Source organism: Priestia sp. FSL W8-0001 (assembly GCF_038050335.1).
Taxonomy (GTDB): Bacteria; Bacillota; Bacilli; order Bacillales; family Bacillaceae_H; genus Priestia; species Priestia flexa.
Genome location: NZ_JBBPAL010000001.1, coordinates 1,054,396 through 1,074,326, shown reverse-complemented (window position 1 = coordinate 1,074,326; position 19,931 = coordinate 1,054,396). Strand labels below are relative to the sequence as shown.

Sequence of the window (19,931 nt, the reverse complement as noted above, 5' to 3'; positions counted from 1 at the left end):
TCCTGGCGCTAAATGCAGCAATTGAAGCTGCTCGTGCTGGTGAGCATGGGAAAGGATTTGCAGTTGTTGCCGCTGAAGTGCGTAAATTAGCTGAACAGTCGGCTCAATCAGCCGAGCAAATTGCAGCGCTTGTTACGCTTATCCAGAATGAAACGAAGCAAACTACAGAGTCAATTGACTCTGCTTTGGCAGAAGTAAAAGAAGGAATGGACGTAACAACAAAAGCCGGTACGTCGTTTGCAACAATTAACAAGACGGTAACGGATTTAGCGGCTCAAATTAAAGAAGTGACCGCAACGGTAGAAGAACTATCGATTGGTACCGCTCAAGTAACGCAAGCTGTTTTTGAAGTAAACGGCGTCGCCGAAGAAGCAGCAAGCAGTACACAAAATGCAGCTGCTGCAACGGAAGAGCAGCTTGCTTCGATGGAAGAAATAACAGCTTCCTCTACTGCTCTAGCAAGTCTTGCACAGGAACTCCAAGAATCAATTCAACGATTCAAAGTCTAAAAAAAGAGGCTGAGACATAAGTAATCCAGCAAATGATAAACCTGAACAGTTGAGAGTTCCTGACTTTTAATCGTTCAGGTTTTTTGCTGATTGGGAAAAACTAGTTTGGAAACAGGAGCGTAGGACACTCGACTCCTGCGGGAAAGAGAAGGAAAACGAGTGGCCGTAGCGCAATGGAACGAACGTGTTCTGCCAACGTAAAGAAGTGAGAAAAGGGCGTGTTCGTCTTTTTGGAAATTTGTTTTGTTATGTCCCACCTTCTTTTTATTTTTCAGGTAACTAGTTCTTTTATCTTATTTTATACATAGAATTAGATAAGTTTATTATCCTTTTAAATTCTCTTCCGATAAGAAATATAGATATTTAGAATGATAAGGAGATAGTCAAAATGAAACCATACAAACCGTTACTAATTGCAACACTTAGCGTTGGCCTTTTAGCTACGCCGTTTTCTTCACTTTCATCATCACCAGAGCACGTAGAGGCAACTGAAACAGCATCGGCACTACTTACGCAAAAAGCGAAAGAAATGCTGGGTGCCCCTCACACAACAGGCGGAGAATCCCTTGAAGAAGGGTTTGATAGTTCAGGCCTCGTACAGTATGTTTGGAAGCAAGCCATTAACGTTAAACTTCCACGTACATTAATAGAGCAATCACAGCTTGGTGAAACCATTTCTCGTGAAGAAATTGCACCTGGTGATTTAGTATTCTTTAGCTCAAAAGAAGATGGAAGCGTGACAAGCGTAGGGATTTATGTAGGCAATGGCGATATGATTTACCCTTCCCCTTCTAAAGGAAAAGTAATTCAACAAAATTTTGCAAACAGCTCGTTTTGGTCACCTAAATTTGTGACCGCAAAACGTATTACGTCTTCACCTGAAATCGCAAAAGAAGATCCGTTAGTTGCAGAGGCACTTAAACTCATTGGCACACCTTACGTATTTGGCAGTGATTCAATTGAAGAAGGCGTTGATTGCTCAAGTTTTGTTCAGTATGTATTTGAGCAAGCTAAAGATATTTATCTTCCACGCTCAACTGACCAGCAGTGGAAAGTAGGAACCGAAATTGCAAAAGAAGATATGCAGGTTGGAGACGTGATTTTCTTCCAAAATACGTACCGCGAAGGTATCTCACACGTTGGAATTTACATTGGAGGAGGTCAATTTATTCACGCTAAACGCAGTGAAAACGTCGCGATTGACTACGTGTCAAACAGCTATTGGACGTCTAAGTTTGCGGGAGTCCGACGCTTTGAAGGGTTATCTTTACCGAAAGAAGGCCCCGTTGTATCCACCGCTACGAAATATATCGGAGAAGTGCCTTATTTAAGCGGTGGGACAACTCCTGATGGCTTTGATACAGGTGGATTTGTACAGTATGTATATAAAGAAGCTTTAAACGTTGACTTACCTCGCTACGGATCAAGCCAGTGGAACGTCGGTACACCGGTTGAGAAAAATAATCTTCAACCTGGTGACATCGTGTTTTTTAAAGCCTCTACTTTAAACCCGGCTATTTATATCGGCAATGACTATGTTGTTCACGTCACACCATCAAAAGGCGTAACGGTGACAAATATGAAGGCAGATAGCTATTGGGCACCTAAATATTACGGGGCAAAGCGCATCGGAGAAAGCTAAACATTCTTCTAGAAATTTGAATAATCCCTCTAAAGGTGGTAAATTTTTTAATAGGAATATCTATTATACATAACCACTAAGGAGCTTTCTTATGACTGAAGCAAAGAAAAGCATGTTTTTAAGCATTATTTACGCCGTCATTATTTTAAGCGTTTATTTCTTTAACTTACCGCTATGGATTGCGCTAGTCATCCTGGCAATTATTATCGCATTTGAACTGTTCTTAGCTATTAAAAAAGGCGACAAATTTAAAATGAGTATTAACGCCGTTACGCTTGGACTCATTATATTAGCGGCGATTATGCTGTAGAAAGAGACTGAGACATAAGTAATTCAGCCTCTACTATACCTGAACGATTGAGAGTTTCTCACTTTTAATCGTTCAGGTTTTTTGGTTGATTGTGAAAACAATGTTGGAAACAGGGTGGAATGGAGCGTAGGACACTCGACTCCTGCGGGAAAGAGAGGGAAAACTGAGATCCCAAAGCGCAGCGAGGAAGCTCATGTTCCTCCCCGCGGAAAGCGAGTGACCGTAGCGCAATGGAACGAATGAGTTCAGACAAACCAAAGAGATGGGAACAGCTAGTGTTCGTCTTTTAGAAGCCATCATTTTGTTATATCCCAAACTCTTTTTCTTATGTTTAATCTTCTGATTCAATTTATGTGTAACAATAGCAAAGGAGCTGGGCGGGTACCCAACTCCTCTTTTAATTTCTAACTTTCCATATATTTTACAACCGCCATCTCTCTTCCAAAGCGGTTTCCTTCATCCGTAAACCCAAGCGATGCGTAGAGCTCTTGTGCTCTTTCATTGTTTGGGTGATAGCCGACTTCATCCATTTGTTCCCCCTTCATAATAAGGGAACGCACACATTTAGGCAGACGTTCCCTCCTGTTTCACTGCTGAGATAACGATATACGTAGTTGTCATAATGAACGCCTCTTTTACCAAACTACTTTTATTTTAAATATTCAGACTAATGATAACGTAGATAACTATTTTTCACCATTTTCTTTACTACTCATCTGCTTTTTTAATAACCTGTCCCTTTCAACCTACTGATTCAACCGGTGGCTGATAGCGCGACTGCTTTAAAAGATAGTCTAAATATATCTCTAAATCAAATTGATCCTCTGTAATAAAATCCTCTAACGTTAACTCATTCTTTTCCTTCATCTTCCTTTCTCCCTTCACCGTTTTTTCCGTTTATTTAGTTGTTTAAATTCATTATGAAGGTTTTAACAGAAAAGGGAAATGCTTTCTACAAAAGTTCCTATAAAGATATAAAACTTGACATGTTCATCTCATTCGACAGCATTAGCCTAAAAAAAAAGCAACACAAGCCCTGATGTTCCTTTTTCTATCAAGTTGTTTAAGTTTTGGTAAAGCATTTCACGGTTCGGAAGCCTCGTTAGTCCATCGTGGAACGCTTCAAACTCAAGCTGTTTTTCCATACGCTTACGCTCAGTAATATCCGTATGCACAGCAATATACTCCACAATGTCACCTTCAATGTTTTTCAATGGAACCACGGTTTTATATCCCCAGTAAATTTGACCATTTTTATTTCGATTCGCGACTTCACCTCGCCATACGTTTCCTTCTCGAATCGTTTGTTGCGCTGCTGTCACCTTCTCACCCTGTGCTTCTACCGTATAATATTCATCGTATAAAGACTGTTCAATTTGCGGTTTAAACAAATAAATGCCGCCCGTAATCGCTAACACAACAAGAAACGGCGCAATCAAAATCCCCGCATAAAAATGCTACCTCCAAATTGTTTTATACATCGACTTCTTCGAATCTTCACTAGCCCTCACTTTTTCTTCCCTACCCCTTTTCCCTTTCTCTCTTTTGTACTTACATATATAGCATAAAGTTGTGAGAAAAAAATGAAGTCAGGCCGAATTTGGCCTGACTTCTTCTTTGGTTACTTCCCAACAAGCTGCTCTGCTTTTTGTGGGTTTGCGATTTCTCGATTCATTGCCTGTTGTTTATAACTCAAAATTCGCTTAACTGCTTCATCTAATCGCTCCTCGGAAATTTGACCAGCCTCAACTGCATTTTTGATTCCTCGAAACACTTTTTCTTGATTTTCAAACGTATGACACACAAGCAGTAAATCTACGCCTGCTCCGACGGCTTTTGCACCTAAATCCCCATACGTAAAGTATTTGTTTACAGCGCCCATTTCTAAATCATCGGTCACAACAAGTCCTTGATAGCCAAGCTTCTCCCTTAGCAAATCATTAATAATAATGGGTGAAACGCTCGCTGGGTTTTCTTTATCATAAGCTGGGTACTTTACATGGGTAACCATCACAAAGAATTGATTATAATCCACGGTATCAATCATATTTGCAAATGGATAGATGTCTTGGTTTTCAAGCTCTTCAGAACTGACTTTTACAGCTGAAGTTTCCACATGCGGGTCAACTGTCGTTCGTCCATGGCCTGGAAAATGCTTAAGTGCTCCTGTTATATTTCCATCATGAAATCCTTTTATCACTTGTTTGCTAAATACCGCTGCTTTTTGTGGATCTGTACCAAAAGATCTTGTATCGGTTTCAGACAAATCTAAGACTGGGGCGAAATTCACGTTGAACCCCATTGCGTTGAGTTCTTGTGCGTTATGATAAGCAGATTCATATACTTTATTTTCGTCACTTTGCTTGCCAAGCTCTTGCTGCGAAGGAATAGGAGATACCTTTTCCTTCATGCGCACAATTTGACCACCTTCTTGGTCCACACTAATAATTAGCGGAATTTGATGCTCTTGCTCTAGAGCAAGTTTCTGTAGATTTTGGTTGAGCGTAGCAACCTGCTTTGGATTGTCCATGTTGCGGTCAAATAAAATAATCCCTCCAACATGGTAATCTTCAATCATTTTTTTCGCATGCTCATCCAATTCACTACTTTGGAACCCAACGACCATCATCTGACCAATCTTTTCGTCTATGGTCATATCAGCTACAAGTTGTTCAATTTCACTTTGTTCATTAAATGTTTCTTTAGAAATAGCTTCTGAACTTGCTTTCTTTATTTTATGATCTATTTCATTTTGTACTACTGGTTTAGCTTTTTCATTGGAAAAGCTGAAGGCTAGAAATACACCTGCAGCGATAATAAGTATAAGTAGAAAAAATGCTGTGTACTTTTTTTTCATTATTACTCTACCCTCGAATCTACCTTTTCAAGATCAGCGCTATCTAACTTCCATTCTCCGTCTTCCTTCACAAGGCTCCAATACCCTTCCCACTCTTGTACAAGGTGTGTTCCGTCATTATTATCATCATAAGATGTCATTTCAACGTAAGCTCTCGCTTCATTTCCATCTACATCAAGAACTTCAATGTTCGTTACATTATCCGAGATATTTGCTTGTAGCCCTTTTTTCCAGTCGCTTAAATCTACTTTTGACTTTCGGCTTGATGAGAACAGGTCATGTGCTGATGCAAAGCTATCCGATGTAATATAATTGTAGTGAGAACGAACGGCATCTTCAATATCTGTCTCTTCGTCGATAGAGTCAGAGGCATCAACTTCCGTACTTACGTCGTCGAAATCATCACTCATGCTAAAATAAAGTTCTGCTTCCACAATGTCACCTTCAAGAGTAATAGCTGGTGTTTTCTTCGTTTTCGAACCAAATTTTCGTTCTGCATGTACTTCCACTGATCCATCTAAATTAACCGGACCAATGTATTCAAGCTCTTCAACCGTTTTACCTGTACTCTTACCGTTTACGAATACAGTTCCATCAAAGTAATCAGAGTATAACGAAACGTAATGATCTCCCCAATCAAAGTCAACACTTATTTCTTCATCGCTATCCGTTGACTCAATCGTTTGTTTCATTTCAACGGTTCCATAATCACCTTTTGTAGACAATTTCATTTCGTGTTCTCCAGGTAAAAATGGTCCAACTGTTTGGGATTCATCTGCATTTTTGATAGTATCTACTTTTTGATTATCAATGTAAACATCTGCTTTTTCCAAGTTAGACGTGACTTCCGCATACGCAGGCTGAACACGAATCGTGTAATGATCGAATAAGACCCATTTCTTGCCGTTAGATTCGATTTGAACGTGTGAAGAGGTAGCTTCATCACCTGTTGCCATTTGCACACGATTTTCATATACATCTGCATCCTTTTTTAACCCTTTTGACATTTCTGTCAGCATTTTTGGATTGTCATGTACATATTTAACAAACTGCTCAACTTGCTGATCACTAGCTTTTAATTCAATCTGACCTTCATTCACAAACTTTTTAACCGTTTTGATGTCTTTATGTTGAACAGCTTCTATGAATGTATCTGAAATGGCAGTTGGTGACATAACCTTTTTATCAACAATGTAGAACCCTCCAAATGCTATCGCACCTAAAGCCACAACAGTAGCTGTGATAACTTTTGCTTTTAATCCCATTACTTTCTTCTGAACAGGGGGTGCACTTTCAGTAGTAGCTGTTTTGGAAGGATTCACAACTTCTCCGCATTCGGGACAAAACGTTTGTTCTTCATTCATTTTATAACCGCAATTATTACAATAACTCATCTTTTATTCTCCTTCACATGAAAAAGCACCGTCTAGCCACGATGCTTTTTCTACGATTTACTCTAATGTGTTACCAGTCACCAAACGTATCCTGCATATTAGAACCCAGACTAGAAACAACGGCTTCAATTAAGTGTCGTCCAAAAAGTACAAGTAAAATTGCCATAACGATATAAGTAAGTAGCGTACCATAGACACTATCTAAGCCATTTGAGTCACTGTGCTTAAAGCTTAAAATTGTAAATGCTACTGTTAGAAATAATCCTAGGATTCCAAAACCTAAGATATATGAAAATAGTGAAATCTTTAATAAAGCGAATACTACACCCACAAGCATCACCGCTGTTGGGGCAATTAAAAATGCACCAAAACGTGCAAAGACATCTTGAATAGAAACATTAACCTTTGCTAGCTTAACAGCTCCAAAAGTTACAAGAACAATTGCACCAATACATAACATAGAAATAAGTCCATTAATAATAACAATATCCGTGAAATCCAACTTAACTACATTCTTCAAATCTTCTCTTAGATCTATAAAATCTGAGCCTAGCAAAGGCAATAGTAGAACTGAAAATTTATTAAGCACTTTATCTAAGATGGAATCAATTCCAAGATAAATCATTAGCGGTATGCTGATAGCAAAAAGAATCATTGTAATAAGACCATTAATAAACTGTTCTCCACGTACTCCTTGAGCCGTTGCAGTTGGGTTTTTTAAGCCTTGCATAAAGTAACCGATGTACAGCTTTGAAATTTTCTTTGCGTTTTCTACATGTTGATTCGGTTGTTGTGGCACTTGTTGTTGTGAATAGTTCGGTATTGGTTGTTGTTGAGCTGGCTGCTGAGTTGGCACAGCCTCTACTCCTGCTGCTGCTTGCTGAGCAGCCACTGCTTCTAATTTTTTTCCACACTTTACGCAAAATTTTCCGCCATCGTTGTGATGACCACAGTTTAAACATTGCATTTATAAAATCCTCCCTCTAGATGTTATGCTACTTTTAATTTGTTTCAGTCGTTTTAACAAGCTTGTAAACACCTAGTTCTCCGTCACTATCTTTTACTTGATGAACCGTATTGAAGTTTGCTTGTTTACTAGTTCCATCAGCATATGAAATTGTATACTCTTCATATGTAGAGACTTCGTATAGACCGTCTCCTAGATCTTTTACGTTTTTCACATCAAACGTATGTAGCTCTTCCGTAATTCCTTTTTCATTTAGATACGCTGTGTAATCTTTTTGTTCTTTATACTTTGGACCATTGGGGTCAATATAAGGTGATGCGATAGAGAAATCTTCGTTATTAATAGAAGAAATTGTTGCGTCCATATAGTTGGCCATAAACGAACCAATTTCGTCAGATGAATAGTTTGCTTGTCCTTCTTCACTTTCGTCTTCCGAACTTTCATTCACAGTCTCTGCTGTCTCTACTTCTTCGCTTGTTTCACTATCTTTCTTTGATGATGAGCTAGCGCTTGTTTGATACGTTTTTGGCTTATCTTCCATGACTTCTTTCACTTTTTTCGATAACTCACCGTATGTGCTAGAAGCGTTATGAACTAACCACTTTTCTTGTTTTTCATCATAAATTAGCGTGTATTCCATAAAGGTGTTTTGCTTGCTCATTTCTGGAATGTCACCTTGGTAGTAATAAGCCTCTTCGTATTCTTGAAGCCCATATACGGTAGCCGTCCAGTCTCCATCTTCATATCGAATATCCATATCATCTAAATTAAACGTCGTGCCAATATACTTGTTTTTATACAGACGACTAATATCTTGATCATAGCTAATGTTTTCTTTTAAATCTGCTAAGTGATTTGCGGTTACATTTACAGCTTTACTTGGGTCTTGAGCCGTGTATGCACTTAACCACCCTTTTGTTGAACTCACAATCGTATCAATCAGCGCATCTTGTGTTTTTTTATCGGTGCCAAAGTTCACGTACACTTCTGACCCATCAATTGCGTGATTAGCAGTCGTAGCTTCTCCCCAAGGAAGCTTAGCTTTTACTTGTAGCTTCATAGAACCTTCTGTTAGCACTGGACCAAACGTATCTTTTTTTGCTAAATCTACGCCAACGTCTTTTCCATCAATCAATACGTTAGACGAAATCTCTGCATCTTCAATTCCGGTATACACCGTAACATCCGAGCCGTCTAATGAAAGGTTAACGTTTTCTGTATCCACTGTATTAGTAAGCTCTACGTTTTTTTTAGCTACTAAGTCCACAAAATCAGCTTTTAATTTACCTTCAATTTTATAAGTACCAGGCAAATAAGGACCGTATGTGTCTTTAAAATCATCCGATGTTGCCGTATCAATCTTTTTACCATTTATGTATAATTCCGTATTTTTGTAATTAGTGCTAATGTCGACATATACAGGGTCCACTTGAACTGAATACTTATCAAAGATAAGAGCTGTTTTACCACCTTTATTTAGCCTAATAGGACTATCTTCTAGCTCATTACTTAATACGCTCACAGCTGAGCCATCCATTGATGCTGACTGTCTCTTTAAAAACTTAATAACGTCTTTTCGTTCATCAGGGTTTTTCTTAAAGTAGCTTACAAAGCCTTTGACATCCTTTTCTCCAATCTTCGAACTTGGATCTGTAGATGTTAGAAAACTAGCAACCTCTTTTTCATCTTGTTCAATAAGAGCCGTTTCAAAGCGATCAATTATTTTATCTTTATCAGTGGCTGCTTTTCCGTACTGATACCCACCGAATAATACTACGATAGCAGCACTAACTGAGATAATTAACGCCTTTTTCTTTTTCGTCATTGGTGACTTTTGTGTATGTCGTGAATTTGTGGTTACCGTTTGCTCTGTGGGCTGAGCTAACTGTTGCTCAAACGGTTCTCCACAGTTTTGACAAAACTGTGCTCCTTCTTGTTGGTTTGTTCCGCATTCTTTACAAAATGCCACACGCATAACCTCCTTTTTTAAATATAAAATAAGTAAAAAGAATCATAAAAAAACACCCATCATTTATCCACAGTTCTTTATATCGGTAGGTTTCTCTAACTTTTAACCATTAATTTTCTATTTTTAACAATCACATCCAAGTCAACAACTTTTTAATCTTAAAAGACGAACACTAGCTGTTCCCATCTCTTTGATTTGTCTCAACACGTTCGTTCCATTGCGCTACGGCCACTCGCTTTCCGCGGGGAGGAACCTGAGCTTCCTCGCTGCGCTGCGGGATCTCCGTTTTCCCTCTCTTTCCCGCAGGAGTCGAGTGTCCTACGCTCCATTCCACCCTGGTTCCAACATTGTTTTCACAATCAACAAAAAAACCTGAACGATTAAAAGTGAGAAACTCTCAATCGTTCAGGTATAGTAGAGACTGAACTACTTATGTCTCAGTCTCTTTTTTTAGTTAAGATAATCCCAATAGTTTCATAATCATTAAAATCAGGATTCCAACGACACCAAAGTCAGAGTCACCAAAGGTTGTTCCTTCAAATCCAACGTCTCCCATAAATACTAATAGAAGAGCTGGAATGAAGCTGATGATTAAACCGTTACAGAACGCTCCTGCCATCGCCCCTCTACGACCACCCGTTGCATTCCCGAATACACCGGCTGCTGCACCTGTGAAAAAGTGCGGCACGAGACCTGGTACGATGACTTTTAAACCTAGTAGAGGTAAGAAGAACATGGATAATAACCCTGCAATAAAACTGAATAAAAACCCAATGATCACTGCATTTGGTGCGAATGGAAAGACCGTTGGACAGTCAAGCGCTGGCTTCGTGTCAGGCGCAACCTTATCCGCAATCCCTTTAAACGCCGGAACGATTTCAGCAATCAGCATGCGAACTCCGGCTAAAATGATGTACACACCTGCTGCAAACGTAATAGCTTGAATGAATGAAAACACAATAAAGTTTGATCCGCCGGATAAAGTAGATTCAATGTACTCTTGTCCGGCAAACAGTGCCACAACTAAGAAGAAAATCGTCATCGTCAGTGAAACCGCAACGGACGTATCTCGCAAAAAACCTAAAGATTGAGGGACTTTGATTTGTTCCGTTGTTCTTTCTTTGTTCCCGACTAATTTTCCGACTTTCGCCGATACGAAGTAACCGATTGTTCCAAAGTGTCCGATGGCAAAATCGTCACTTCCCGTAATTTGACGCACGTACGGCTGAAGGATAGCTGGGAATAATACCATACATAAACCTAAAAGTATGGATCCAATCAGCACGAGTGGAACTCCTTGAAGTCCACCAATCGATAATGTGGCTGCAATTAAGCAAGCCATGAACAGCGTGTGATGTCCGGTTAAGAAAATATATTTGAAACGAGTGAACTTTGCTAATAGAATATTAGCAATCATCCCAAACACCATAATTAAAGCGGTGGATGTGCCGAATTTACTTTGAGCAGCCGCGACAATCGCTTCGTTATTTGGAATAACGCCTGCCACGTTAAAAGCTTTATCAAACATATTGCTGAAAATATCAAGCGATCCCGTTAACACGGTTGCTCCCGCTCCGATAATGATAAAGCCCATAACGGTTTTTAACGTACCGGACACAACGTCCGCGGTTTGCTTGCGCTGAAGAAGTAAACCAACAAGCGCAAACAAACCAACGAGAATAGACGGTGTTCCTAAGATGTCTTTCATAATAATGTCTAACATAGTCTGACCCCCTTATTGATCAGGAATTATGAAACGATTGGCTCTAGCTTTGATTTGATTTCTGGAATGCTCATCATATTTTCCAACGTCACGATTTGACGCGTACCGTCGTTTAATTGACCGACAATATCAGCAGCTCCGATGAATACATCGGCCTTTTCCGTTTTTGCTGATGCTAAATCCGTGTGGTCCACCTCTGCTGTTTTCCCCATCTCTGTTAACGCTTTCTTTACGTTCATCTCCATAATAAAGCTGCTTCCTAATCCATTTCCGCATACAACCATGATTTTCATTTACATTTCCTCCTCTGAATATTGGTTAATATAAGTTAAAATATGTTCAACGCTTGAGCTAGCAATGATATCTTCAATATTACTTGGTTCACCTAAAAGCTGCGTTAGCTGAACGAGCGCTTTTAAATGTGACTCATTATCCGTTGCGGCCAGCACAATGATAATTTGAACCGGCTTGTTTCCCCCAAAATCCACTGGCTCATCTAACTTTAATAAGCTCATAGACAGTGAGCGAACTCCGTGTTCAGGACGAGCATGTGGAATCGCAACCCTTGGCGTAATAACGACATAAGGTCCTGTTTCTTCTATAGAAGTAATCATAGCTTCCACGTAGCTTTTTTCAATGGCGCCAATCTTCAAAAGCGGTGCGGCTGCTTCTTCAATACTTTCTTGCCAACTTGAAACGCTTGGCTTCAGCTGAATCGTTTCAGCCGTCAATAATTCCTTAAGCACAGGCTTTTCCACCTCCTCTAATGAATACTTCGTTGTTTTTTGCATGTGCGTCTGCAGCTGCCACTGAAGCGCGCTCTGCAGCTCTTTACGCTGATGAATTGTCGCGTAGCTTTCAATGACCTTCATAACCGCTTCTAAGTCCACATGATTGGAAGTATAGCCGTACAGTTCCTGCATGACGTGCTGCTTTAATTTTTCTTTATCCTCTACGCCTAAAATCGGTGGAACGACAAACAGCAGTGCGTTCGTTCGTAAGTGAACGGTTGAAAAGATAAGATCATAGCTTAATGAATACGTCGACATCTCGCGAACAGACAAAGCGTCCAAAAATAAAAGATCTGGAAAAAGTTCGCGCAGTGTATAAATAAGGATATTACTAATTCCTACGCCGTTTGGACAAACGACGATTGCTCGCTTTCTACCATCTAACGTTGTTCCTTGTCTTCTTAACCACCCGCCAAAATAAACGGTAAAATAAGCAACTTCGCTTTCAGGTATCGGGCAGTCAAGTTCTTTCCTCATCGGCCAAAGCGATTTATTCGTTAAGTGATATAGCTCTGGATACACGTTCTTAATTCGCTCAACCATCGTATGAGCAGGCGTAAGCTGATACTTCATGCGATAATACGCAGGCTTAAAGTGAACAAATAATTGCTGATACAGCTCTTTTTTATCCTGCATTTCAATACAAGACAAGTGCTCAAATTCATCAATAACCGAAAGCAAGCAGGTTTCAATCAGTTCATTTTCTTGAAAAGGAGAAACGTCTTTTGTTCGGTTCATTCCAAGTAAATGAAGCGTTGCATACAGCTTGTCATCCTTGCTCCAAGCCGGTGAGAACACCTGGCTATTTGTTAATGCTTCGACTACCTTGTACTCATTTATTTCAATTAAAGGTTGCCAACTCTCTTGGTATGGCAAGGTGTCACCCTTACAAATTAATTGGTCTAGTGCTAAAAATAAAAACGATAGCTCCTCTAGCCTTTCATCTGTAAAAGACACGCCAAGCTGATGTTCCGCTCCTTCAAGCTCACTTTGAATATGTTCAAGCTGAGCTTGCTTCGTTCCCCAAATGCACGTAACAACCGGCTGACTGCTGCCGTTTTGCAAAAGCTCATGAATGATTTGCTCAAGGAGATAAAGCTTCGACTCATGCTCGCCTTTTATGACATATCCTTTCACTTTTGAATAGTGAATATCTAGACCATAGCTCTTGGCTTTCTTTTTTAATTTTTGAAGGTCCTTCAACACGGTATTTCGCGAAACGCCTACCGCACTTTGAAAATGATAAACGGACAGTTCTTCCTCACTAAGAAGCAGCATTAGGTAGAAAACTTGTTCACGATCACTCTCTGAAAACACGTAGCTTTGCTTTGTCAGTTTTGCCTGTAAATCTTTCACTGGAAGACTAGCAATCAAGTAGTACCCTACTTTTCGATCAAACTGAATAGGTTCATAGCCGTGCGCTTCTAACCAATCATTTGCTTTTTTCATCCCATACTGAACTTGTCTTCTTGTCAGACTGGTCTTTTCTTCAAGTTCTGCCATCGTTAAGCTTTTTACCTGCTGCAAGTTCTGCAACAGCGCTGCGCTTCGTTCATCTAAAACCATGTTGTGTTCCTCCTTATCTCTACAATACGCTATAACCACAGCAAAGAAAACGTTTTCTAAAACCCTTTCTTGTTCTCTCCACTGCACACAAATATACTCTGCCGTTATTGTAACAAACTTTTTGTGTGGGCTTTGCTTCTTTTAATAAGATGTAGTCAAACCTCTAGTTAAAAAGGCAAGTATGGAATATTGTGCACCCTCTTTCCTCTTTCAAAAACAAAGAGCGAAAAGGTGTGAGACCCATACGAGGTTAGCTTAACGCGAGTCCCATGGAAAGCAAACAATCCGGAGTGAAAATCATGACTCGTTGCGTGCGTTCTCCCCTCTTCCACACTCAAACAATACATAGAAGTAATTGTTTTCCCTTCTATTCCAGATAGCCCATGATTGAAACGGAGGATGCGAGACTCCTGCAGGACTAGCGAGTGTTCTGAGATCCCGCAGTTTACGAGGAAGCTCAGGCCGAGCCCTGCGGAAAGCGAGCAAGCCAGAGTGAAAATCATGACCCGTTGCGTGCGTTCTCCCTTACTTCCTGCACACACTTCTTCCAATCTAAGAATCATTAGACCTACTTTACCGGTGGGAATAAAGACCAAAACACCCAGGTTTAATCGTTCTTTATAAGCATAAAAACTTCTATTATCTAGAACTATTGATTCGTTTTTGCTAATTTTTTCAAATTTCTTTTGACTGTTACTGGAATTTTTTTTTAAAATAGTAAATGAAAATACATATTAAAGGAGATGTTTTTCCATGTCAGGAATCATTCGCGTAACGCCTGCTGAACTTCGTGAAATGGCAGCTCGCTACAATAACGAAAGTGGTCAAGTACAAGATCTAGTAGGTCGCCTTGACACTATGAGAAACCAATTACAAGATATGTGGGAAGGTTCTTCTAGCCAAGCATTCATCGCTCAATACGAAGAATTAAAACCATCATTCGTTGAAATGTCAAACCTGCTTAACAAAATCGCTAAGCAACTTGACGACTCTGCGAACGTTCTTGAAGACACAGACAACCAAATCGCTAGCCAAATCCGTGGCTAATAAAAAAATGCTCTATCTTTTGATAGGGCGTTTTTTTTGTTAATGTTTTTCCCTCTTTGCCCATACCCATGAAAATAGGAAACACATTGCAAAATTTCAGTTATTTATAATTATTATAAAAAAATATTGATTTTTATCTGATATATGGTATTATCAAACTATCAACTAAAACTTTACGAGGTGATCTTATGACTGAAAATAACAAAAAATTGACGACTAGCTGGGGTGCTCCTGTTGGTGATAACCAAAACTCGATGACAGCGGGATACCGTGGCCCTACGTTAATTCAAGACGTTCATCTATTAGAAAAACTAGCTCACTTTAATCGCGAACGCGTACCAGAGCGTGTTGTTCATGCCAAAGGTGCTGGTGCACACGGTTATTTCGAAGTAACAAACGACGTTTCAGCTTATACAAAAGCAGACTTCTTATCTGAAGTTGGAAAACGTACACCCATGTTCATTCGCTTCTCAACAGTAGCTGGCGAAAGTGGCTCAGCTGACACGGTTCGTGACCCACGCGGCTTTGCAGTAAAGTTTTATACCGAAGAAGGAAACTACGACTTAGTTGGTAACAACACGCCGGTATTTTTCATCCGTGACGCAATTAAGTTCCCTGATTTTATTCATACCCAAAAAAGAGACCCACAAACGCATTTAAAAAATCCTAATGCAGTTTGGGACTTCTGGTCTTTATCACCTGAGTCTCTTCATCAAGTAACAATCCTTATGTCCGACCGCGGAATCCCTGCAACATTCCGTCACATGCATGGGTTCGGTAGCCATACATTTAAATGGGTAAATAAAGAAGGAGAAGCTGTTTGGGTGAAATATCACTTCAAGACAGAGCAAGGTGTGAAAAACTTGCCAACAGATCTTGCGGCAAAATTGGCTGGTGAAAATCCAGATTATCATACAGAAGATTTATTTAATGCGATTGAAAAAGGCGACTTCCCTGCTTGGAAGCTATATGTACAAATCATGCCTGTTGAAGATGCGGATACATACCGCTTCGATCCGTTCGACGTAACAAAAGTATGGTCTCAAAAAGACTATCCATTAATTGAAGTTGGTCGCATGGTGTTGAATCGCAACCCAGAAAATTATTTTGCAGAAGTTGAACAAGCAGCGTTCTCACCTGGCGCATTCGTTCCTGGTATCGAGGCATCTCCAGATAAAATGCTTCAAGGGCGTCTATTTGCTTATGCAGATGCACATCGTTACCGCGTAGGTGTAAACCATAATCACCTGCCAATCAACCGTCCAAAATCAGACGTTCACCACTATCAGCGTGATGGACAAATGCGCTTTGATGGCAACGGTGGTGGATCAGTTTACTACGAGCCAAACAGCTATGGTGGTCCAACTGAAACGCCTGAGCATAAGCAAACAGCTTTCCCTGTTAGCGGCGTAGCAGAAAATGCACCGTATGACCATAATGACCACTACACGCAAGCTGGTGACTTGTACCGTTTAATGTCAACAGAAGAGCGTGAACGCTTAGTAAACAACATCGTAGAAGCGATGAAGCCCGTTGAAAAAGACGAAATTAAGCTTCGTCAAATCGCTCACTTCTACAAAGCTGACCCAGAATACGGCTTGGGCGTGGCAAGGGGCTTAGGGCTTGAAGTCCCTAACCTAAAAGCGTAAGCGACTGGTAGTTCATGAAAGGCATTAGAGCTTTTAACTTAAAAAAGTAAATAGGAAAATTCAGATTATCTATTCTCAACTATTATTTTCATTTCTCAATTAATCTATTTCTCTACTGCCCACGTCAAATTGGCGTGGGCAGTCATTTTCAGCTTTAGAAAGGATGAAAAAACAATGGCCAAACAGTGCCCTGTATGTATGACTGAAATCAAACAATTAAAACATACGTTATTATGCAGCTGCGGTGTACGATTAAAAAAGAAAAAAAACAGCTTATTCAAACAGGAAAAAAGCTAGCGGTGCGCTAGCTTCTTTAAGGCCTTTACAATAGGAGAATGAAGAGGAGCATACTCTTAACTGTTGAAGTACTAATCATTTACTTGCTATTAGCAATCGCCTTTGTATCCCCAACAAGCGCAACCGATAATAACTAATAGAATGAAAAGGACGATGATTAAAGCGAAGCCGCTTCCGCCGCCGTAACCACCACAACCGTAACCGCAGTTTCCGTAACCGTACATATTGTCTCACCTCCTCTTGTTGATACTCTCATCATATGTACCGATACAAAAAATGCTCCTAAAAAATCCAAAGTAAACTTTTGCTTTTACACGAACATCTTTTAGGTTGATAGGCTTGTGCATATAAGAAAAAGCCCAAACCAGACGGCTTGGACTTCTCAATCTTGCATGTATTTATTGCTTTTTAGACAGCTCTGTTATGTAGTGGAAAAACGCTTCTGAATCAACGTCATACACGACATGAACCCGTCTTCCCCCTACTGTTTCATACGTTCTTCCTTGGCTTGGAACTTTCGTTTCTACCTCGCTGCAAACTGTTTTCATCTTCACAAGATCTGGCTTACCAACGGAAGCGGTTGTTAACACATCCCACAAATAGTACGTGGAATTGGTTTCAAAATGTTCAAGTGGTGGGCACGCAGCGTAGCACTGACCCACGAAATCCACTCCCGTATAGCGGCGAAGGGATGCCCAATAGTTGCGAACTGAAATCGTTAATGGTACTTGATTGGTACTTTCAAGAGCCACCATTTCAATCGTTAAGCCGCTTTTCCACACGCGAGCTACGGCTTCAGGATCCCAAAATGCATTCCACTCCGCCGTTCCGTCGTGCTCAGGCTCTTGAACGTTTCCTACTTCTTGGAATGTTCCGCCCATCCACACTAACTTTTCAATTTTCTCTTCAATATCAGGTGCTTCATCAAGCGCTCTGGAAAGGTCTGTCAGTGGGCCTGTAAATAGGAGCGTTGTTTTTTCTTGTTCTGCGCGCACTTTTTCAATTAAATGACGATGAGCAGGCTGATTGCTGACCGGCGCTTTCATTTGACCTGACTCATTTAAAATCGGAAGCGCGTCAACAAAAAACGTATGCATGCGCCATTCTTTTGGAAATGGATACATTCCTCTTGACGTCGAACGCGCGACTTCAACTCGCTGGTTGCTGAAGCGATCGATGATTTTTCTACTTGCGCTAATACCAGCCTCGAGATAGCCGTCCGCTGGGATAACCGATACACCCGTTAGCTCCACATCATCCATTTGGAGCAGTAAAAATAAAGATACTAAATCATCAATTCCTGCATCATGGTTAAAATATACTTTCTTTTTCATCGCTTTTTCATCCTCCTAGGTACACTAAAAACTGCGAAAAATATGCTAAAGAAGCATATTTTTCGCAGTAAGAAATTTGTGGTTTCTATGTATTGCCCTTAAACCATATCATTAAGGATATACGAAAAATAAAATTTTTTTGTGTGTAATTGTTCGTATTTAAAGTCTATTTTACCTTAAAAATTCACCTAAAACAACCTTTTATAATTAGAATCAAACCTCCACACAATTTCGACCGTTTCGTTTTGCAGTGTATAGCGCTTGATCTGCCTTGCGCACAAATTCATCTAACGTACACGCTGCGTTTCCTAGTTGTATATCAAGAGCAGCAACACCAAAACTTGCCGTTACACGAATTTTCACTCCATCAGCTTCAACGGCTGTGTTCTGAATAGCTTCCCTAAGTTGAGCTGCTAGGCTATGAGCCTCATAAAGAGCAGTTGCTGGAAGGTAAACAATAAACTCTTCCCCTCCGTAGCGTCCAATGATATCGGCTGGTCTTACGTTTTTCTGAACAACTTCACTGATTTTTCTTAACACGGCGTCTCCCATTTCATGCCCGTACGTATCATTGACTGTTTTGAAGTAGTCAATGTCAAACATAATAATTCCGGCTACCCCGCCGCGTTTCATGAGCGATATGAACATTTTTTCTGCTTGTCGAACAAAGAACGTTCTACCTTGACGAGTTGACATACACTACGACTACCATCATAGAGCAAACCGTCAAAAGCTATATTACGTATTATAACCATGCCCGTATTCAAACAAAATTAAACAACCAGTCTCCTGTACAATACAGAAAACGGGTTGTTTAAAAGGTGTTTTGATTCCTGTCTCAAAAACAGGGGTCAGTCCCTAATCGAGAAATAAGGCTTTTTTGTTCACCATAAACAGAGTTCTATTATTGAATATGTAAATTACTTAGGGATGACAGGGACCCAGAGTTCATGTCTTGGTTTATGATTCGGCCCGTAATAACATTCTATACACGGTAAATTTGCAAGTTCGTACTCGGAGGTAGGGACCCACTCGGAATATAATCGTTTCCATGCATCTACTATGTTCGGAAAAACTGCCCATGTACTTGCGGGAAGAATAAGCGTCTCCATATTTGAGGGGGGTTCACCATCGTATCTTACGCCCATGAAATAGGAAAACTCTTCATCTGTGATGGCTGCTTCTTTTCCGCAAACCCCCAGAAGGCTTTCAAGCGTGCATTTTGGGTTTTCCCATGACATATCTACTAGTTCTTGCATAAATCCATCTTTGTTGGCATTGTTCCAAAGCGTAGGGATTGTTTGAAATGCTCTGCTTGTTTTTACTGGCTTGCTTTTTCCAACAATTCTTAATTCAAAATCAAGGTTTTCAATTCTGTAGTCCATCTCGGTATCTCCTTTAATAGAAATTTGAAAGGAAATTCTCGGAAAAGCTTTTAACTGTACCCCTTTTTTACGAGCAGTGGAAGGGGTTACTCCATGCATTTTTTGAAAAGCACGTGAGAAAGTATCAGAAGAAACATAACCATATTTAATTGCCACATCGATGATCCGAATATCACTTTTTTGAATTTCAAATGCTGCAAGTGTTAACCGTCTACGTCTAATATATTCTGATAGCGATACACCTGAGACTGAAGAGAACATTCTCGAAAAATGAAACTCAGAACAATTAGCTGCTTTTGCAATCTCTTTGTAGTCTATTTCTTCATCCAGGCTATTTTCAATGTAGTTTAACGCATTGTTCATTCTTTCTAGCCAATCCATAAGTTTACTCCCTTTCAATATTTACTCAAACTTCGCACCTAAATAATTAGATTCGATAGTTGGCTCTATTAGGTTCTTCATGATTTCAATAAAAACCTTGACAAAGTTTT

Annotated in this window: 18 protein-coding genes, 2 pseudogenes and 1 riboswitch; of the genes and pseudogenes, 6 read left to right on the top strand and 14 right to left on the bottom strand. The window is 40.0% G+C overall.

The window, feature by feature from the left end:
- Positions 1 to 2: 2 nt before the first annotated feature.
- From MKZ18_RS05590 to MKZ18_RS05580, 3 genes are all read left to right on the top strand, one after another.
- Entirely contained in the window at positions 3 to 509 is a 507-nt protein-coding gene (locus tag MKZ18_RS05590) for a methyl-accepting chemotaxis protein (RefSeq protein WP_341344606.1), read from the top strand.
- Positions 510 to 897: 388 nt separating this feature from the next.
- Positions 898 to 2,151, top strand: a complete 1,254-nt coding sequence (locus tag MKZ18_RS05585; RefSeq protein ID WP_076512520.1) for a C40 family peptidase — start codon at positions 898 to 900, stop codon at positions 2,149 to 2,151.
- 91 nt (positions 2,152 to 2,242) lie between these two features.
- Positions 2,243 to 2,461: a hypothetical protein gene (locus MKZ18_RS05580; RefSeq protein WP_025911774.1), complete on the top strand. Its 219-nt coding sequence runs from the start codon at positions 2,243 to 2,245 to the stop codon at positions 2,459 to 2,461.
- 404 nt (positions 2,462 to 2,865) lie between these two features.
- On the opposite strand, the pseudogene MKZ18_RS05575 reads toward MKZ18_RS05580, so the two are convergent.
- The 10 genes and pseudogenes from MKZ18_RS05575 to MKZ18_RS05530 form a co-directional block, all read right to left on the bottom strand.
- A pseudogene (locus tag MKZ18_RS05575) lies at positions 2,866 to 2,982 on the bottom strand (GNAT family N-acetyltransferase); the annotation flags it as partial.
- A gap of 220 nt (positions 2,983 to 3,202) precedes the next feature.
- Positions 3,203 to 3,328: a hypothetical protein gene (locus MKZ18_RS05570; protein ID WP_257788889.1), complete on the bottom strand. Its 126-nt coding sequence runs from the start codon at positions 3,326 to 3,328 to the stop codon at positions 3,203 to 3,205.
- A 146-nt stretch (positions 3,329 to 3,474) separates the two neighbouring features.
- A pseudogene (locus tag MKZ18_RS05565) lies at positions 3,475 to 3,906 on the bottom strand (PepSY domain-containing protein); the annotation flags it as partial.
- Positions 3,907 to 4,082: 176 nt separating this feature from the next.
- The gene (gene nagZ, locus MKZ18_RS05560) at positions 4,083 to 5,318 is read right to left on the bottom strand and encodes a beta-N-acetylhexosaminidase (RefSeq protein WP_144594258.1); all 1,236 of its coding nucleotides are present in this window, start codon (positions 5,316 to 5,318) and stop codon (positions 4,083 to 4,085) included.
- A gap of 2 nt (positions 5,319 to 5,320) precedes the next feature.
- Positions 5,321 to 6,712, bottom strand: coding sequence for a zinc ribbon domain-containing protein (locus MKZ18_RS05555; protein ID WP_340842866.1), 1,392 nt, complete (start codon positions 6,710 to 6,712; stop codon positions 5,321 to 5,323).
- Between the two features lie 70 nt (positions 6,713 to 6,782).
- Positions 6,783 to 7,679 carry a DUF6574 domain-containing protein gene (locus tag MKZ18_RS05550; protein ID WP_340842867.1) on the bottom strand — a complete coding sequence of 299 codons (897 nt, stop codon included), beginning with the start codon at positions 7,677 to 7,679 and terminating at the stop codon, positions 6,783 to 6,785.
- A gap of 34 nt (positions 7,680 to 7,713) precedes the next feature.
- Positions 7,714 to 9,648, bottom strand: a complete 1,935-nt coding sequence (locus MKZ18_RS05545) for a zinc ribbon domain-containing protein (RefSeq protein ID WP_340842868.1) — start codon at positions 9,646 to 9,648, stop codon at positions 7,714 to 7,716.
- 454 nt (positions 9,649 to 10,102) lie between these two features.
- Positions 10,103 to 11,371 carry a PTS ascorbate transporter subunit IIC gene (locus tag MKZ18_RS05540; protein WP_076512525.1) on the bottom strand — a complete coding sequence of 423 codons (1,269 nt, stop codon included), beginning with the start codon at positions 11,369 to 11,371 and terminating at the stop codon, positions 10,103 to 10,105.
- 26 nt (positions 11,372 to 11,397) lie between these two features.
- Entirely contained in the window at positions 11,398 to 11,664 is a 267-nt protein-coding gene (locus MKZ18_RS05535) for a PTS sugar transporter subunit IIB (RefSeq protein ID WP_062687283.1), read from the bottom strand.
- Positions 11,665 to 13,728 carry a BglG family transcription antiterminator gene (locus MKZ18_RS05530; protein WP_341344507.1) on the bottom strand — a complete coding sequence of 688 codons (2,064 nt, stop codon included), beginning with the start codon at positions 13,726 to 13,728 and terminating at the stop codon, positions 11,665 to 11,667.
- Between the two features lie 753 nt (positions 13,729 to 14,481).
- Between MKZ18_RS05530 and MKZ18_RS05525 the strand changes: the two genes are divergently transcribed.
- A complete protein-coding gene (locus MKZ18_RS05525) occupies positions 14,482 to 14,775 on the top strand; it encodes a WXG100 family type VII secretion target (protein WP_025909237.1) in 294 nt (97 codons plus the stop codon).
- A 188-nt stretch (positions 14,776 to 14,963) separates the two neighbouring features.
- Complete coding sequence (katA, locus tag MKZ18_RS05520) at positions 14,964 to 16,424, top strand: catalase KatA (protein ID WP_138117284.1); 1,461 nt, start codon at positions 14,964 to 14,966, stop codon at positions 16,422 to 16,424.
- Between the two features lie 386 nt (positions 16,425 to 16,810).
- Here katA and MKZ18_RS05515 read toward each other — a convergent pair whose 3' ends face one another.
- The 3 genes from MKZ18_RS05515 to MKZ18_RS05505 all read right to left on the bottom strand — a co-directional run bounded on the left by MKZ18_RS05515 (position 16,811) and on the right by MKZ18_RS05505 (position 18,751).
- Entirely contained in the window at positions 16,811 to 16,945 is a 135-nt protein-coding gene (locus MKZ18_RS05515; protein ID WP_076512530.1) for a YjcZ family sporulation protein, read from the bottom strand.
- Positions 16,946 to 17,119: 174 nt separating this feature from the next.
- Positions 17,120 to 18,055, bottom strand: a complete 936-nt coding sequence (locus MKZ18_RS05510; RefSeq protein ID WP_144594270.1) for a nucleoside hydrolase — start codon at positions 18,053 to 18,055, stop codon at positions 17,120 to 17,122.
- 45 nt (positions 18,056 to 18,100) lie between these two features.
- Positions 18,101 to 18,200: riboswitch (purine riboswitch) on the bottom strand.
- Positions 18,201 to 18,268: 68 nt separating this feature from the next.
- Positions 18,269 to 18,751: a GGDEF domain-containing protein gene (locus MKZ18_RS05505; RefSeq protein WP_340842870.1), complete on the bottom strand. Its 483-nt coding sequence runs from the start codon at positions 18,749 to 18,751 to the stop codon at positions 18,269 to 18,271.
- Here MKZ18_RS05505 and MKZ18_RS21045 point away from each other — a divergent pair.
- Positions 18,745 to 18,873, top strand: coding sequence for an IS3 family transposase (locus MKZ18_RS21045; protein ID WP_420910144.1), 129 nt, complete (start codon positions 18,745 to 18,747; stop codon positions 18,871 to 18,873). The two genes, MKZ18_RS05505 and MKZ18_RS21045, sit on opposite strands and share 7 nt — an antisense overlap.
- A gap of 102 nt (positions 18,874 to 18,975) precedes the next feature.
- On the opposite strand, the gene MKZ18_RS05500 is transcribed toward MKZ18_RS21045, so the two are convergent.
- Positions 18,976 to 19,821, bottom strand: coding sequence for an AraC family transcriptional regulator (locus MKZ18_RS05500; protein WP_239428989.1), 846 nt, complete (start codon positions 19,819 to 19,821; stop codon positions 18,976 to 18,978).
- Between the last annotated feature and the right edge of the window lie 110 nt (positions 19,822 to 19,931).

Bases quoted from the DNA above. Each gene is read 5' to 3' on its own strand.
- MKZ18_RS05510 (WP_144594270.1), bottom strand. From the start codon at position 18,055: ATGAAAAAGAAAGTATATTTTAACCATGATGCAGGAATTGATGATTTA.
- nagZ (WP_144594258.1), bottom strand. From the start codon at position 5,318: ATGAAAAAAAAGTACACAGCATTTTTTCTACTTATACTTATTATCGCT.
- MKZ18_RS05500 (WP_239428989.1), bottom strand. From the start codon at position 19,821: ATGGATTGGCTAGAAAGAATGAACAATGCGTTAAACTACATTGAAAAT.
- MKZ18_RS05550 (WP_340842867.1), bottom strand. From the start codon at position 7,679: ATGCAATGTTTAAACTGTGGTCATCACAACGATGGCGGAAAATTTTGC.
- MKZ18_RS05570 (WP_257788889.1), bottom strand. From the start codon at position 3,328: ATGAAGGAAAAGAATGAGTTAACGTTAGAGGATTTTATTACAGAGGAT.
- MKZ18_RS05505 (WP_340842870.1), bottom strand. From the start codon at position 18,751: ATGTCAACTCGTCAAGGTAGAACGTTCTTTGTTCGACAAGCAGAAAAA.
- MKZ18_RS05580 (WP_025911774.1), top strand. From the start codon at position 2,243: ATGACTGAAGCAAAGAAAAGCATGTTTTTAAGCATTATTTACGCCGTC.
- katA (WP_138117284.1), top strand. From the start codon at position 14,964: ATGACTGAAAATAACAAAAAATTGACGACTAGCTGGGGTGCTCCTGTT.
- MKZ18_RS05540 (WP_076512525.1), bottom strand. From the start codon at position 11,371: ATGTTAGACATTATTATGAAAGACATCTTAGGAACACCGTCTATTCTC.
- MKZ18_RS05525 (WP_025909237.1), top strand. From the start codon at position 14,482: ATGTCAGGAATCATTCGCGTAACGCCTGCTGAACTTCGTGAAATGGCA.
- MKZ18_RS05585 (WP_076512520.1), top strand. From the start codon at position 898: ATGAAACCATACAAACCGTTACTAATTGCAACACTTAGCGTTGGCCTT.
- MKZ18_RS05515 (WP_076512530.1), bottom strand. From the start codon at position 16,945: ATGTACGGTTACGGAAACTGCGGTTACGGTTGTGGTGGTTACGGCGGC.
- MKZ18_RS05530 (WP_341344507.1), bottom strand. From the start codon at position 13,728: ATGGTTTTAGATGAACGAAGCGCAGCGCTGTTGCAGAACTTGCAGCAG.
- MKZ18_RS05555 (WP_340842866.1), bottom strand. From the start codon at position 6,712: ATGAGTTATTGTAATAATTGCGGTTATAAAATGAATGAAGAACAAACG.
- MKZ18_RS05535 (WP_062687283.1), bottom strand. From the start codon at position 11,664: ATGAAAATCATGGTTGTATGCGGAAATGGATTAGGAAGCAGCTTTATT.